Here is a 15,989-nt window from a genome sequence, read left to right as displayed (position 1 = left end):
CTCACAGGATAGTCAACTCGGGCACGGCCACGACAAAACGTCCGCCCCACTCACCCACGACGGCCTGCTGCTGACTCACCTCCTGCAACAGGTTCCACGGCAACACCAGCACGTAGTCGGGCTTTTCCGCCTCGATACGCTCAGGCGAGACCACGGGAATACGACTGCCCGGGAGGAACTTGCCCTGCTTGTGCGGGTTGGCATCGGCCACCCAGGCCAGCAGGTCCGGCCGGACCCCGGCATAGTTGAGCAAGGTGTTGCCCTTGGCCGCCGCGCCATAACCGACCACGCGCTTGCCTTCGGCCTTGGCCTGCAACAGGAAACGCAGCAGGTCGTGCTTGATGCGCTCGGCGGCCGGCGCCAGGGTCGCGTAGAACGCCGGGGTTTTCACCCCGGCGGCCAGCTCGGCTTCCAGCACCTGGCGGACCACTGTTTGCACCGCGCGGCGCGAACCGTCGGCGCGCTGCACGAAGACCCGCAGCGAACCGCCGTGGGTCGGCAAGCCGCCGACGTCGAAGATTTCCAGGCCGTTGCGCACGCACAGGGCTTGCACGGCCGTCAGCGACAGGTAGGAGTAGTGCTCGTGATACAAGGTATCGAACTGCTTCCCGGCGATCAGGGCGAGCAGGTGCGGAAATTCGAAGGTGGCCACGCCCGTGGGTTTGAGCAGCGTCGCGAAGCCCTGGAGAAAATCATTGATGTCCGGCACATGGGCCAGCACATTGTTGGCCGCCATCAGGTCGGCCGCCCAGCCTTCTTCGCGCAACTGCAACGCGGTGTCCCGGCCGAAGAACAGCTCGCGGATCTCCAGGCCCTTGTCCCGCGCCGCCTGGGCGGTGCTGCGGGTCGGCTCGACGCCCAGGCAGCGGATGCCGCGCCCGGCGACATATTGCAGCAGGTAGCCATCGTTGGCGGCCACTTCCACCACGCGACTGTCCGCGTTCAGCTCGAAGCGCTCGACCATTTCGGCCACATAACGCTCGGCATGCTCCAGCCAGGTACTGGAAAACGAACTGAAGTAGGCGTACTCGGCATCGAACAAGGTATCGGCGCGAGTGTAGTCCTCGGTCTGCACCAGCCAGCAGCTCTGGCACACCGCGACTTTCAACGGCAGCCACGGCTCGGCCTGCTCCAACTGCTCAGCCCGCAAGTAGGCATTGGACGGCGGCGAAGTTCCCAGATCGATCAACGGCAAAACCAGCGGGGTGCCGCAACCTCGGCAGTTCATAAACGCACTCCAGGGAAAGACGTATCGACCAGGGGGTGACTGCTGTCCCTGGCCGACAGATTTTTGACAGCCTCGGGCCAGGCAATGGCCAGGCGCGGGTCGAGCACCGACAGGCCACCCTCAGCGTCCGGCGTATAGTCGGCGCTGTGCAGGTAGAGCAGCTCGGCATCGTCGCTGAGGGCCTGGAAACCGTGGGCAAAACCAGCGGGAATCAACAGGCTGCGACCATCGCCGGCGCGCAGGTGCTCGGCGTGCCAGTGCAGGAAGGTCGCCGAGTCCGGACGCAGGTCCACCGCGACATCCCAGACCTCACCACGCAGGCAGGTGATCAGCTTGGCTTCCGGGGCCCGGGCATTCTGATAATGCAGGCCACGTACGCTGCCGCGCTCGCGGGTACAGGAGTGGTTGATCTGGCGGATATGAAACGGCTCGCCGAACGCACCCAGGCTGCCTTCGCAGAACAGCCGGGAAAAATGCCCGCGCTGATCGGCATGATGCTTGTGCTGTACGCTGAACAGCCCCTTGAGGGGCAAGGCATGAATCAGGAACTCACTCAAAGCTCACCCCGGTACAGATTCAACTGCGCCAGGGTCACGCTGCGCATGTCCTCGCCATTTTTCCACGCCAGATGCCAGTCGAGGGTGTGTTCCAGGCATTGCTGCAAGGACCAGCGCGCTTGCCAGCCGAGCAACTGCCGGGCGCGGCTGCTGTCCAGGCGCAACAGGCCGGCCTCGTGCAGTTCGCTGGGCTCGACCCGCAAACCCGGCGCCTGTGGCCAGCGCCCGGCGAGCCGGGCGACGACGTCGCCGACGCTGCACATATCGTCCTCACCAGGTCCGAAGTTCCACGCCCCGGCCGCTTCCGGCCCCCGCTCATACAACGCGGCGGCCAGTTGCAGGTAACCGGCGAGGGGCTCCAGGGCATGCTGCCAGGGCCGTACCGCCTGTGGATAACGCAGGGTCACCGGCTCATCCGCCGACCAGGCCCTGAGTACATCGGGAATCAGCCGTTCCGGAGAGAAGTCGCCGCCGCCCAGGACATTGCCCGCCCGCGCGGTCGCCACTGCCAGGCCATGGGCCTCGTAGCGTTCGGCGGGAAAAAAGGACGCCACATAGGACTGCGCCAACAGTTCGCAACAGGCCTTGCTGCTGCTGTAGGGATCATGGCCGCCGAGCGCTTCGTTCTCGCGATAGGGCCAGGCCCATTCCTGGTTGGCGTAGACCTTGTCGGTGGTCACCAGCACACAGGCACGCACCCCACCGACCTGGCGAATCGCTTCCAGCAGGTTGAGGGTGCCCATGACATTGCTCGAATAGGTGCCGAGCGGATCGCGATAGGCCTCGCGCACCAGCGGCTGGGCCGCCAGGTGCAGGACGATTTCCGGTTCGGTATCGGCGATCAGTTCGAGCAAGGCGCCGAGGTCGCGCAGGTCACCGCGTTGATCGTTGAGCCCCTCGCCGACCCTGGCCAGTTCGAACAGACTGGGATCGGTGCCGGGATCGAGGGCGAAGCCGCTGACCTGGGCGCCCAGGCTCTCGAGCCACAGCGCCAGCCAGCTGCCCTTGAAACCGGTATGGCCGGTCAGCAGGACCCGCTTGCCGCTCCAGAATGCCCGGCTCAGTCCCACTGCTTCCATGGGGCCTCCCCGCTCTGCCACAGCTGCTCCAGGTGATTCTTGTCACGCAGGGTGTCCATCGGGTGCCAGAAGCCATCGTGCTGGAAAGCATTCAGTTGCCCCTGGGCGGCCAGTTCCGCCAAGGGCTCGGCTTCCCAGACGGAGCTATCGTCCTTGACCAGCGAGAGCACCTTGGGCGACAGAACGAAGAAACCGCCATTGATCCAGCCACCATCGCCACGGGGCTTCTCGATAAAACCACGGACCATGTCGCCGTCGCGCTCCAGCGCACCGTAGCGGCCTGGCGGCTGCACGGCGGTGACCGTCGCCAACTTGCCGCTGGACAGGTGGAAGTCCACCAGCGCGCCGATGTTCAGGTCCGAGACGCCGTCGCCATAGGTGAAGCAGAAGGCGTCTTCGTTTTCCAGGTAACGCCCGGCACGGCGCAGGCGGCCGCCGGTCATGGTTTCTTCGCCGGTGTCGATCAGGGTCACGCGCCATGGCTCGCTGTAGTTCTGATGAACGTCCATGCGATTGTTGCTCATGTCGAAGGTGACGTCGGAGGTGTGCAGGAAGTAGTTGGCGAAGAAGTCCTTGATGGCGTAGCCCTTGTACCCCAGGCAGATCACGAAGTCGTGGATACCGTGGGCCGAGTACTGCTTCATGATGTGCCAGAGAATTGGCTTGCCACCGATCTCGATCATCGGCTTGGGCTTGAGGTGCGATTCCTCGCTGATCCGCGTGCCCAGGCCACCCGCCAGAATAACTGCCTTCATCAACGTCCCCTCCTGTTCGACACAGCGCCTGCTGAGGCGCTGTGGGACTTCCCAGACTGCCGGGTCAAATCGCGCCAGCGGCTCACGGCCCGTGGGCCGCGCCGCCAAATGCACGATTTATGGCGATATGCAGGGGGACTTGCAGGAAACGCGCCAGCTCCAGGGAGGGATCAATCGGCCAGCCAGCCGTTCTCCCAGTAACGCAGGTTGTCGCCACGCAGCATGTAGTCGCGCAGGACGATCTCACGCAACTCATCCCCCATGCGATAGCTGGCATCGGGATCGGACAGGTGCATGCGAATCGCCTGCAGCCACTCATCGGTGGAGTTGGTCTTGACCTTGGTACACGGCAGGTAGCCGGTATAGGCCTTGGTATCGGTGCAGATCACCGGGTAGCCGCAGGCGCCATACTCCAGCAGCCGCAGGTTGCTCTTGCAGTCGTTGAAGATGTGGAACTCCAGCGGCGCCAGGGCCAGGTCCAGGTTCAGGCTCGCCAGCTTCGCCGGGTAGACATCCAGCCCGATGACCCCATGGAACTCATGCATGTAGGGGCGCAGTTCGTCCGGGCACATGCCGAAAAAGACCCAGTCGACTTCCGTCGCCAACTCGCGCACGACCTCGGCAATCACCGCCAGGTCGCCGGAGTGACTGGTGCCGCCGCCCCAGCCGACACGGGGCTTTTTCGAGGTCCGGCGCTGTCCCTTCAAGCCCGTCCACAGGTGGGTCGCGAGCATATTGGGAACCACACGGATATCGCTATGCATGGATGACAGGGCATCGGCCAGCGGCTCGGTCGACACCACGACCCGGTCACACAATCCGATGCCACGACGAACCAGCGCCTCCATCTCGTCAAGGGTCGGCATATTACGAACATGGGCGTTTTTCTTGGTCGGATGGATGACATAGTCATCCAGCTCATAGATACGTCGGGCATTGGAGTAGGTCTTCAGCGGCACGCATTCATTGATCGGCCCTTCGGTATAACGCCCCTGCAGCACGATAACGTCAGGAGACTGACGCTCGACCTCGATAATCGACGGCATTTCATACATGGCCCGCCCGACCGCTCGCCCAGCGGCCAGCAGTTCGATCAATGGCTGTGTCACCCGGTAATGGCCGATGGCCGAGGCATTGACCGGAAGCGCCAGGACCTTCGGCAGGTTGCGAACTGAAAACGGCGTCCATCCAGACAGCAGACCCGGTTCGAGACCGAAACTGCCGCCGCCCAGGGCACGCAGGCCCAGGTTGGGATTGTAGGCAGGATCCCGTGCGATGACTGGAAGCCAGCGCAGGTAGAACGCCTCCTGCTCACGCTCGCGCAAGGCTTGCAGGTCCGCCTCGAGAACAACGCCGGGACGGGCCCCCAGGGCTAGTTGCGCATGGGGTGTCCAGACCACCAGGTAACCGCCGCGGCCAATTTTCAGGCACAAATCGACTTCACCGAGGGTCTGCACAAACTGCGCTTCATCCAGCCCCTGCACACTGTCGAACACGGTCTTGCGCACCATCAGACAATCGGCGCCGACCGCACTCAGATCATGGGCGATCTGCAAACGATGCATATAGCCCGCGGACTGCAGGGACTCACCATGAAAAGGCAGACCCGCTGGCCCATGCAATCCAAGCACCAGACCGGCATGCACCACCTGGCCATCGGCATTGAACAGCTTGGGGCCCACCACGCCGACTTCCGGGCGCTGTGCATGGTTGAGCATCTCGTCGAGCCAAAGGCCGTCAGTCACCATCAGATAGGGGTTGAACAGCAACAGATAGTCGCCCCTGGCTTGCCCGGCAGCGGCATTGGTAACGCCGGCCCGACCCTGTTGGGCAAAGGTCAGTACACGCAAACGATCGCTGCCCAGGCTCGCCATGGCGCTCAACCAGGCCAGCATCTCGGGACTTTCACTGCCATTGTCCACCAGCAGCAGCTCGTATTCGCGGTAAGCGGTTTTTTCCAACACGGTTTCAACACAACGCTGCACCGCCGCCAACTGATCCTTGCAGACAATAATGATCGAGACCAGCGGTCGATCGGCGTGCAGATAATCCACACGGTTGAACAGCACCTGTCCTCTGTCACGCAACTCATGGGGCACGCCAAGACGCTGCAGATGCGCCTCGAGCAGCGGTGCGTTCAGTTCGAGCAACTCAGGCAGTGATATCCACTGGGACAGCGACAGCACGGACTCCACCAGCACCTCGGTGATATGCCCGACCGCCTGGGTCCCGACTTGCTCGACCAGCCGCCAGAGCAGGTCGTGAGGTGCCAATTCGCCCTGTCGCGAATCGAAACCGCCGAGCGCCAGGAAAGGCTCGCGCTTGAAGGCCAGGACACGGCCCACATACGGATAGCTGCGCATCAGGTCCAGGTTGAAGTCGGGCTTGAACACCGGCTCCGCTGGCTCGCCGTCGTGCAAACAGCTCTCGTCACTATAGAAACAGCATTCCTCGCCGGCCTGCACGATGCGATCAGCCAGCACCAGCAGCGCGGGCTCCACCAGACGATCCCCGGCACGCAACAGATAAAACCAGTCAGCACCGTCAACCTGGGCCAACAGCTCATTGAGTTGCTGCTGCCAGTCCTCTTGCAACGGCAAGGTAAACACCCGGTCCAACAGCACAGGCTCGCTGCAGGCCTCAGACAGTACCAGTGTCAACTCCGCCGGATAGAGCTGCCCGGCGAGACTCTGCAGGGTACTCTCCAGGGCGGCGAAACTGCCTTCGCGATCGATCACCACCGCCACGATCTTCGGCTGCCACGACCACTCGTGCAGGACATCAGGCAGTAGTTTGCGATCGGGCTCCGTCAGGGTCCGACAGGCCAACCACTGGGCATACATTTCGGAAAAACTTTCGCTGGTCACCCCGACGCGCCAGATCTCGGTGGTCTGCTTGGTGCCCAGGGTCCGCAGCAACGCCAGTTCATCCCAGACCCGTGGCGACTCGTCGGCACGGGTCAGCGGCAACAAACGGACCCAGCCATGGGCCGGGGCCGACTCACCACTGCGCGCCTTGAGCATTTGTACCAGCCATTCGCGCTCCGAGAGCACCGCCTCACGCATCGCCTGCTGCCGGCTGGGACGCTCCGGGTAACGACGCTCGACACTCAGGACGTGGTTCAGCATCACCATATTGCCGCGACGCAACAGGCAGATGTAAAGCGCGAGCTCCAGCGAGGCGACAAAACAATGCCCCGGCTGGGTCAAGGCGGGCAGCCATTCCAGCGCATCCGTGCGACGCAACAGCGCATTGCTGAAACCGCCCAGAATGTTGACGGGAAAGGTCTCGAAAATCGCCAGCAGGTCTTCGCCCTTGAAGACCGAGCAAGTGGGCGCCAACGTCGCGTTCTCAAGACGCATCGGCAGTTGCAGATCGTAGGCGTCCCAGAACATGCGCTGCGCCAGCACCAGATTGACGTCGGCCTGCTCGACCAGGACCTGCGCCTGGCGTTCGATACAGGCGCCGAACAGCTGGTCGTCATCGTAGAGAAACTTGATGAATTCGCCCTGGGCCAGCTCAAGCCCCGCGAGCACGTTAGCCACATGCCCGAGCTTGCGCGCGTTACGGACATAACGTACCGCCCGACCCGCCTCTTCACTCATGACCTCGACCAAGCGGCCAATTTCGTCATCCTGGCTGTCATCGCACACGATGATTTCGAGATTGCCGTAGCTCTGGCCCAAGGCACTGTGCAGGGCTTTGCCAAAAAAGCGTGGATTGGTGGCGGGAATGACGAGGCTGACGAGTGGGACTGGATTCACGGCGGGGCTCGCAAGCGGCGCGACTCACCCGATCGGACGAGCCACTGGCACCGCTGAAAAAGGCGGTTGGTGAAAACGCGAGAGCCACGATGGCTCCCGCGTCCGGGTCAAATCAGATCTTGTTGAACAGGCCCAGTTGGCTGATTTTGCTGAACGCCAACTGCGCCGCCTGCAACATGGTCTGCTGCAGGGTCAGTTGGGTCATGACCGCCGCCGGGTCAGCGTCGCGAATCGCCCCTTGGGCGGTCGTGTTGGCGATAACCATGCTCTGGTTGGTGGCGTCCTGGGCGTCGATGGTCTGGCCGCGGGTACCGACGGCGGTGATCGCGCTGCCTGCCTGGTCCATCGCGCTGGTGATGTTGCTGACACCGGCGTTCATGGTCGCCAGCAGCTTCTGCTGGGCAACCGGAATGCCATCGGCCGGCGTGTTCAACGAAGTAATCATCTGGTTCAAGGTGTCGAGGACGTTCTGGGTCTGGTGATTGTTCGGCTGGATCACAAACTGATCACCGGCCGCCGGCGCACCGCTCAACGTCAGGCTGACCCCCGCCGCCGTCGCCGTCGAACCGGTCATGGTGCCCGAGGACACCGGCCGGCTGCTGGCCGTGATCGGCGAAGCGTACAGGTCATAGGCCGTGGCACTGGTGAACTTGAGGATCGCCCCACTGGAGGGGAAGGTGCTGTCGTAGGCCGCCTGGTTGGTGGTCGTCGCCCCGGTCACCACGGTGGTCGACGAGTTGCCGGCGCTACGCGTGGTATTGAAGGTATCCGGCTGCGCCGCCAGGGTGAAGCTATGTCCGGCAATCGCGGTGTCCGGCACATCGCCGGGCTGGAGGTTGAGGCTCAGCCCCAGGTCCACACCACGGAAGTTGACCGTCTGGTTCACGCCGCTGGTGTTGCTGATCACGCCGTTCTGGCTGGCTTCGGAAGTGACGTCGTTGCCGCCGGCATCGGTGATCTTGATCTGGGTACTGCTGAGGAAGCTGACGGTATAGGGCTGGCCGGCGGTGAACTTGGCGTCGTAGGTCGCACTGTTGCTGACCTGGCCGTTGGACAGGCTGACGCGGCCGTCGTCCACGGCCGGCGAAGTCATGGTGACCTGGGTGCGGGCGGTGTTGATGGACTGCTGGAACGCGTCCCAGCCGGTCACATTGCTGGCCACCGTATTATTGTCGCCAACCGCCAGGTTCAACTGCGACTGATCGCCGTTGTAGCTGTAGGTCCCGTCGGAGTTGGCGGTATAGGGCGGGGTACTGGTCTTCGAACCGCCGAACAGGTAGTTGCCGTTGGCATCCTGGCTGTTCATCAACCCGAGGACCGTTTGCTGGATCTGCCCCAATTGCGCGGCATAAGCCTTGCGATCAGCATCGGTGTTGGTGCCGCTGATGGCCGACAGGCCGATTTCACGGGCCGATTGCATGGCGTTCTGAATCGCGGTCAAGGCCGTTTCCGACTGGCTGAGCGAACCTTTGAGCGAACTGATATTACTGGAGTACTGGGTCAGCGACGCGCTTTGCTGGCCCAATTGCAACAGCCGCGCCGCGCCCACCGGGTCATCGGCGGCGGTGTTGACCTTGACCATGCTGCTGGCCTCGGCACTGGTCTGGAGTGTCGCGTTGTAGCCACGCTGGTAGTTGGCAGCCGTGGTTTCGTAATACTGGGCGGTGGAAATGCGCATGAATCACGACTCCTTAAAGGCTGCTGAGCAGCGTGCTGAAGATGGCCTGGGCGGCTTTGATAATCTGCGACGCGGCCGTGTAGTACTGCTGGTACTTGACCAGGTTGGCGGACTCTTCGTCCAGGTTGACGCCGGACAGGGAGCTTTGGGCGCCCGTGGCGTTGGTCAGGATGGTGGTTGTCGCCGTGTTGTCCGAGGTGGCCTGGGACGCCTTGCTACCGACAGTGGAAATCAACGTGCCATACGCATCCGAGATGCTGCTGCCGCCGCTCGTGGCGTTCGTGCCCACGGTCTTGCTGTTTTGCAGGGCAACCAGGGCGGTGCTGTTGCGGTTGTCCGAAGAACCGGCGCCGGTCATCGACATGGTGAAGCTTTCACCGGCTTTCGGGTTACCGCTGACCGTGGTCTGAACGGTGAAGGTCTTCTGCACGTTCGGCGTGACCGAGGTATCCATCACCGGGTTGCCGCTGGCGTCGACCATGTTCACTTTCAGGTTCAGGGTGTTGGCCTGCCCCGGCACGATGGTACCGGTGCCCATCGTGTTGCCCTGGGCATCGGTCAGGGTGTAGCCCTGGGTCCCCGCGGTCGCACCGGTACCGGGTGAACCGAAGACGATCTTGACCGGCGTGCCGTACTGGATGGCGTCCTGCAACTGGGCGTTGTTCGTCGTGTTGGACGTGCCCAACTGGTCGACCAGGGTCGGCTGGGTGTAGGTGCCACCGTTGTTGGCACTGGAGACACCGCTCAGCGGCGCCGCCGCGGCAATGTTCTGCGCGTTGGTCATCACCGTCTGGATGTCACTGGCACCGTTGCGGGTCGGCGTCACCTTGAAGCTGTCGCCGGCACTCATCGCGCCGCCGGTCAGGCTCAGGGTGATCCCGTCGATCACCGGTGGCGGCGTGGTCGCGGTGCTGAAGGAGCCCATGGCGGTGCCATCCGAGCGCGTGACGGTGTAGTTGGTCGCGCTGCTGAAGGTTACCTGGTAGTCGTTGGTGGTCAGCGCACCGGTGTCGGCGATGGTCACGTTCAGGTTGCCGGAGCCGGCACTGTTGTTCGCGTTGGCGATACTGCGCTGGCTGATCAGGGAGGGGCTGTTGATATCGTTGAACAGCGGCGCACCGAAGTTGCCGTTCTTGTCGATGCCCTGGGCCTGCTGCTTGTTCATCTGGTCGGCCGCGACCATGGCAATGCGCCCCAGCGAGTTGATCGACGGCTCGAGCACATCGCTGCGATAGCGCAACAGTCCACCGATCTCGCCACCGGTCACGGTGGAGGTGATATCGATGGTGCTGGTACCGCGATCCAGTTGCAAGGCCGACTGGCTCGGGTCGTCCTTGCTCGGCACGGCGGACAGGGTGTTGGTGGTGTTGCCCATCACCAGCGGCTGACCGCTGCCAATGTAGACGTCATAACTCGAACCGCGCTGGACCACCTGGGTTCCGACCAGCTCGGACAACTGGCGCACCGCGTCGTCGCGCTGGTCCAGCAGGTCGTTCGGCGCACCGGCGGCGGTGGTGACCTTGGAAATCTGATCGTTGTACTGGGCGATGGTGCTCGCCAGCTTGTTCACCTGGCTGGACATGTCCGACAGGTTGGTGTTGATCCCGGTGTTCTGGGCGCTCAACTGCTGGGAGAGGGAGTTGAGCTTGCTGCTCAACGCCTGGGCACTGGTCAGCGTCGTCTGGCGGGACGCATCATCCGTCGGGGTGGTGGACACGCTTTGCAGGGAAGTGAAGAACTGCTGCAACGAAGCGGTCATGCCGGTGTTGGTATCGGACAGCATGGAGTCGGTCGGCGTGACCTGGGCCAGGTACGAGGACGAATCGCTGTTGAGCGAGGTCGCGGTCTGCACCTGCGAATTCAGGTAGGCGCTGTACACCCGACGGACATCCGCCAGGGTCGTGCCGGTGCCGATGAATACGTTGCCGTATTGCTGCGAGGCAGAACTGGTCTGTACGGTCAGCTGACGTGAATAACCAGCCGTATCAACGTTGGAAATGTTGTTACCGGTGGTGTTCAAAGCCGACGAGGCCGCGTTCAACCCCGTCATACCAATATTGAGCAAGCTCATGATTCAGACCTTATAAATTCGTGGAAGCGCCCGCCGCAGCGTAGTTCTGGTAGCTCTTCATCTGTTTTGCTATTTGCGAAATCTTGCTGGCGTAGTCCGGGTCGGTGGCGTACCCGGCCTTTTGCAACTCGCGTACAAACTGTTCAGGTTTATCGGCCGACTTCAGCACATCTTGATAGCGATTATTGCTTTGCAGCATGGTGACCAGGTCGTGGAAGCTGTCCTGGTACGAGGCATAGGAACGGAAGTCCGCCGTCTCCTTGACCATCTGACCATTTTTGAACTCGCTGGTGATGGCGCGGGCCTGCGGCCCCTGCCAACTGCTGCCGGCCTTGATGCCGAACAGGTTGTGACTGCTGCTGCCGTCCTGCTGGCGCATGACCGATTTGCCCCAACCGGTTTCCAGGGCCGCCTGGGCCACCAGGTAACGCGGATCGACACCGATGCGCTTGGCCGCCTGCTCCGCCATCGGCAGCATGGTGGCGACGAAATCGTCGGGCGAGCTGAACGCCTGTTTGGCCGGTGCCAACGGCGGCTGGGCCATCATCGCGCGACCGTAGATCTGCATGCGCGTGGTCGGCACGTTGCTCAAGCTGTGGGCTGCCTGGCCCTGGAGCACGGAATCGCTGGAAGCACTGTTGCGCGCCGGCACGGCCTGGGCGTTGACCGTGGCCAGGCTGCCGTCGGCCGACGGTACCAGCCCGGCGACCAGGCGATCGGTCAGCTTGCTCGGCAGGGCCAGGCGGCGCTGGTTGATCTTGGCCATGTCGTTGTGCAGGCTGCCGTCGCTGTTGTGGATCGGGCTGGCGACCCGCGAGGCCCACAACGGCCGCTGGCCATTGGAGCGAGCGAACGGTGACGCCGCGGTCGCGGCCGTGGTGGTGCCGGCATCGATCGGTGTCGGCACCGGCGTTTCGGTCGCAACCGTACCGGCTGGCGGCCCGACCTTGAGCCCGCCCTGGGAGGGGTGCGTCGGTTTGTTCTTGCTCATCTGGCGCACCAGCACATCGGCCAGGCCGATACCGCCACCCTGGCGCGACATGGTCACGGCCAACTGATGGTCGTACATTTCCTGGTACTGCTTGGTCGCCGGGGTATTGAGCGGATTGTCCTGGGCCATGACATCAGTGGCTGCGCGTGCGGACTTGAGCATTTCACCAACGAACAGCGACTCGAACTCCTGCGCCACCTTGCGAATGTTGGCGTCGCTGTCGCGATTGCCGACCTTCAGGCTGTTCATTCGGTTCAGGTCGCTGTAGGCACCGGAGTCGCCGGTGCTTGCCAGCCCGCTCTTGCGCATGTCCACCATATCGACGGCCTCAGATCACGATCAGGTCGGCTTGCAAGGCGCCGGCCTGTTTCAAGGCTTCGAGGATCGCCATCAAGTCGCCTGGCGCCGCACCCACCTGGTTCACCGCACGGACGATCTCGTCCAGGGTGGTCCCCGGGCCAAACTTGAACATCGGCTTGGCTTCCTGCTGGGCGTTGACCCGCGAACGCGGTACCACCGCCGTGGTGCCGTTGGACAGCGGCCCCGGCTGGCTGACGATCGGGTCTTCGGTAATGGTCACGGTCAGGCTGCCGTGGGTCACCGCGGCCGGCGACACCTTGACGTTCTGGCCGATCACGATAGTGCCGGTGCGCGAGTTGATGATGACTTTCGCCACCGCCTGGCCCGGATCAACCTCGAGGTTTTCCAGCATCGACAGGTAGTCGACCCGCTGGCTCGGATCCAGCGGCGCGGTGACGCGGATCGAGCCGCCGTCGATGGCCTGGGCCACGCCCGGGCCGAGCAGGTCATTGACCTTGTCGACGACCCGCTTGGCGGTGGTGAAGTCGGAACGGTTGAGGTTCAAGGTCAGGCTGTTGCCCTGGTTGAAACCACTCGGTACCGCGCGCTCCACCGAAGCCCCGCCGGGAATACGGCCGGCCGACGGAACGTTGACGGTGATCTTCGAACCGTCCGCCCCCGAAGCATCGAAACCGCCCACCACCAGGTTGCCCTGGGCGATGGCGTAGACATTGCCGTCGATACCCTTGAGTGGCGTCATCAACAGGGTGCCGCCGCGCAGGCTCTTGGCGTTACCGATGGACGAGACGGTGATATCCACCACCTGCCCCGGCTTGGCGAACGCCGGCAGATCGGCACTGATCGACACCGCCGCGACGTTCTTCAGCTGCACGGTACCGGCGTTGGCCGGCACCTTGATGCCGAACTGCGAAAGCATGTTGTTGAAGGTCTGCAGGGTGAACGGCGTCTGCGTGGTCTGGTCACCCGAACCGTTGAGACCGACCACCAGGCCATAACCAATCAGCTGGTTGGAACGCACGCCGGAAATACTGGCGATGTCCTTCAACCGCTCGGCCTGGGCACCGAGAGCGGTAGACATCAGCAGCACAGCCGCCATCAGATGCTTGAGATTGAACATGGTCGTAGCACCTAGAAAGGCCAGAGCGGACTGAGGAAGAAGCGGTCGAGCCAACCCGGCTGGCTCGTATCGGCAAAGGCGCCGGTACCCGAGTAGGTAATGCGCGCATCGGCCACGCGAGTGGACGGAACGGTGTTATCGGTGGCGATATCATCCGCCCGGATCATCCCGGCGATGCGCACCAGCTCATTGCCGGTGTTGAGGGTCAACCACTTCTCGCCACGGACGGCGATGATGCCGTTGGGCAGCACGTCAGCCACGGTCACGGTGATCGAGCCGGTCAGGCTGTTGCTCTGCGCGGCCTTGGACGAGCCGTCGGTGGTCTTGGTGCCGCCATAGCCGACATTCAGGTTCGCGTTGCCGCTGGTCACCGACGAGCCGAAGAGCGTGGTCAGGCCAAAGTTGTTGGCGTCTTTCTTCGACAGGTCGGAGTTGGCGTTCTTGCTCGCCTGGGTGGCTTCGTTCAGGGTAATGGTGACAATGTCGCCGACCCGGAAAGCCTTGCGGTCGCCATACAGGTTCTGCTCGAAGCCCGCCTGGTAGATCGAACCGTTGTTCGCCGCGGCGGGCAACGGGGTACGCGGCAACACCGGCGCGTAATACGGGTCATTGGGCTTGGGTGGCGGGCTCATGCAGCCGGCCAACAGCGCCATCGCGCTCAACGCGAGCATGGAAAACAACCGATTCATGACCCTATTACCTCACGGTGTTGCAGGCGCCCTTCAGGCCGCCTCATAGACTTGATTACAGGTTCTGTGCGACGTACTGGAGCATCTGGTCGGCGGTGGAAATCACCTTGGAGTTCATCTCGTAGGCACGCTGGGTGGTGATCATGTTGACCATTTCTTCCACGGTGCTGACGTTGGAAGTTTCCAGGGTGCTCTGCTCGGTGGTACCGAAACCGTTGAGGCCCGGGGTGCCGACTTGCGGCGCGCCGCTGGCGGCGGTTTCCAGGAACAGGTTGCCACCCATGGACTGCAGGCCGGCCGGGTTGATGAAGTCGGCGGTCTGGATGTTGCCGATCACTTGCGAAGCCGGGTTGCCGGCGACGGTGATCGAGACCGTGCCGTCCTGGCCGACGGTGAAGGTCTGGGCGTTGTTCGGGATGATGATCGCCGGCTGCAGGGTGAAGCCGCTGGCGGTGACGATCTGCCCGGTATTGCTCAGGTGGAAGGTACCGTCACGGGTGTAGGCCGTGGTGCCGTCCGGTTGCAGGATCTGGAAGAAACCGCGGCCGTTGACGGCCATGTCCAGCGGCTGGTCGGTGGTTTGCAGGCTACCGGCGGCGAAGTTTTTCTGGGTGCCGACGATCCGCACACCGGTACCCAGTTGCAGGCCCGACGGCAGTTCGCTGTCCTGGGTCGACTCGGCACCCGGCTGACGCTTGATCTGATACAGCAGGTCCTGGAACTCGGCGCGATCACGTTTGAAGCCGGTGGTCGAGACGTTGGCCAGGTTGTTGGAAATAGTCGTCAGGTTGGTGTCTTGTGCCGCCAAACCTGTTTTTGCAACCCATAGAGCCGGAAGCATTCTGTTCTCCTTCGCGCGCCTGTTTTACGGCACTACGTTCTGGTGATTAGCTGTTCTGCAAGACCCGAGCCATAGCCGTGTCATCGTCTTTGGCGGTGTTCATCATCTTGATGTGCAATTCGAACTGCCTGGACAGGGCCAGCACCGAGGTCATTTCCTCGACGGCATTGACGTTGCTGCCGACCAGGAAGCCCGAGACCACCTTGACGTTGGCATCGACCGGCGCGGCTGTGCCGTCCTTGGTATGCACCACGGCATCCGGTCCCTTGATCATGTTCTTCAGATCCGGGTTGACCAGTTTGATGCGGTCGACTTCCGCCACCACTCGAGGCCCTTCACCCATGGCACGGATGCTGATGGTGCCATCCTCGCCCACTTCGATCTTCGACTCGGGCGGCACGGCGATCGGCCCGCCATTGCCCATGACCGGCATGCCGTTGCCGGCACGCAGCACGCCGAGGGCGTCAATATTCATGCTTGCGGTGCGCACGTAGCCTTCGCTGCCGTCAGGTGTCTGCACGGCAACCCAGCCATCACCGGACACCGCCACGTCGAGATCGCGACCGGTCTCGACCATCGGGCCCGAGGAGAAATCCGTGCCCGGGCGCTCGGTCATGGCATAGGCACGTGACGGAAAGCTGTCACCGAACACCGGCATCGAACGGGCCTGGTCCAGGTCGCGTTGAAAACCATTGGTCGAGAGGTTCGCCAGATTGTTGGCATGGGCCTTTTGCGCCAGGGCATTCTGGGCCGCACCGGTCATTGCCACGTAAAGGTACTTGTCCACAGTCTTTCCTCTTCCTGACGGACGTTTGCCGCCACCGCTGTACTGCGAGAGGCCCAAGCAATTTCCGAACCAACTTTTTTCTTGACGCAGGACAAGCCGTCGTGGCGGGGG

The 15,989-nt window shown here is 62.9% G+C and carries 12 protein-coding genes; all 12 read right to left on the bottom strand.

The window, feature by feature from the left end; genetic code table 11:
• Position 1: 1 nt before the first annotated feature.
• On the bottom strand, positions 2-1,228 hold the full coding sequence (locus CWE01_RS02810; protein WP_100938994.1) for a class I SAM-dependent methyltransferase: 1,227 nt from the start codon (positions 1,226-1,228) through the stop codon (positions 2-4).
• The gene (locus tag CWE01_RS02805) at positions 1,225-1,785 is read right to left on the bottom strand and encodes a dTDP-4-dehydrorhamnose 3,5-epimerase family protein (RefSeq protein WP_100938993.1); all 561 of its coding nucleotides are present in this window, start codon (positions 1,783-1,785) and stop codon (positions 1,225-1,227) included. The genes CWE01_RS02810 and CWE01_RS02805 overlap by 4 nt, the downstream gene beginning before the upstream one ends.
• Complete coding sequence (rfbG, locus tag CWE01_RS02800; RefSeq protein WP_100938992.1) at positions 1,782-2,864, bottom strand: CDP-glucose 4,6-dehydratase; 1,083 nt, start codon at positions 2,862-2,864, stop codon at positions 1,782-1,784. Before rfbG ends, CWE01_RS02805 begins: the two co-directional genes overlap by 4 nt.
• The gene (rfbF, locus tag CWE01_RS02795; RefSeq protein WP_100938991.1) at positions 2,846-3,619 is read right to left on the bottom strand and encodes a glucose-1-phosphate cytidylyltransferase; all 774 of its coding nucleotides are present in this window, start codon (positions 3,617-3,619) and stop codon (positions 2,846-2,848) included. Before rfbF ends, rfbG begins: the two co-directional genes overlap by 19 nt.
• 170 nt (positions 3,620-3,789) lie before the next feature.
• Complete coding sequence (locus CWE01_RS02790) at positions 3,790-7,383, bottom strand: glycosyltransferase (protein ID WP_100938990.1); 3,594 nt, start codon at positions 7,381-7,383, stop codon at positions 3,790-3,792.
• Between the two features lie 112 nt (positions 7,384-7,495).
• Complete coding sequence (locus CWE01_RS02785; protein WP_100938989.1) at positions 7,496-9,061, bottom strand: flagellar hook-associated protein 3; 1,566 nt, start codon at positions 9,059-9,061, stop codon at positions 7,496-7,498.
• Positions 9,062-9,074: 13 nt separating this feature from the next.
• The gene (flgK, locus tag CWE01_RS02780; RefSeq protein WP_100938988.1) at positions 9,075-11,132 is read right to left on the bottom strand and encodes a flagellar hook-associated protein FlgK; all 2,058 of its coding nucleotides are present in this window, start codon (positions 11,130-11,132) and stop codon (positions 9,075-9,077) included.
• Positions 11,133-11,142: 10 nt separating this feature from the next.
• Complete coding sequence (gene flgJ, locus CWE01_RS02775; RefSeq protein ID WP_177143552.1) at positions 11,143-12,441, bottom strand: flagellar assembly peptidoglycan hydrolase FlgJ; 1,299 nt, start codon at positions 12,439-12,441, stop codon at positions 11,143-11,145.
• A 10-nt stretch (positions 12,442-12,451) separates the two neighbouring features.
• Positions 12,452-13,561 (bottom strand): flagellar basal body P-ring protein FlgI, encoded by a 1,110-nt coding sequence (locus tag CWE01_RS02770; RefSeq protein WP_100938987.1) that lies wholly within the window; start codon positions 13,559-13,561, stop codon positions 12,452-12,454.
• Between the two features lie 11 nt (positions 13,562-13,572).
• Entirely contained in the window at positions 13,573-14,250 is a 678-nt protein-coding gene (gene flgH, locus CWE01_RS02765) for a flagellar basal body L-ring protein FlgH (RefSeq protein WP_100938986.1), read from the bottom strand.
• A 55-nt stretch (positions 14,251-14,305) separates the two neighbouring features.
• Positions 14,306-15,091, bottom strand: a complete 786-nt coding sequence (gene flgG, locus CWE01_RS02760; protein WP_100938985.1) for a flagellar basal-body rod protein FlgG — start codon at positions 15,089-15,091, stop codon at positions 14,306-14,308.
• 46 nt (positions 15,092-15,137) lie between these two features.
• Positions 15,138-15,878: a flagellar basal body rod protein FlgF gene (locus CWE01_RS02755; protein ID WP_100938984.1), complete on the bottom strand. Its 741-nt coding sequence runs from the start codon at positions 15,876-15,878 to the stop codon at positions 15,138-15,140.
• Positions 15,879-15,989: the final 111 nt, after the last annotated feature.

Source organism: Pseudomonas sp. QS1027 (genome assembly GCF_002814235.1).
GTDB lineage: Bacteria > Pseudomonadota > Gammaproteobacteria > Pseudomonadales > Pseudomonadaceae > Aquipseudomonas.
Note: the sequence above shows the minus strand (reverse complement) of the source record. Positions and strands in the feature narration are given on the sequence as shown.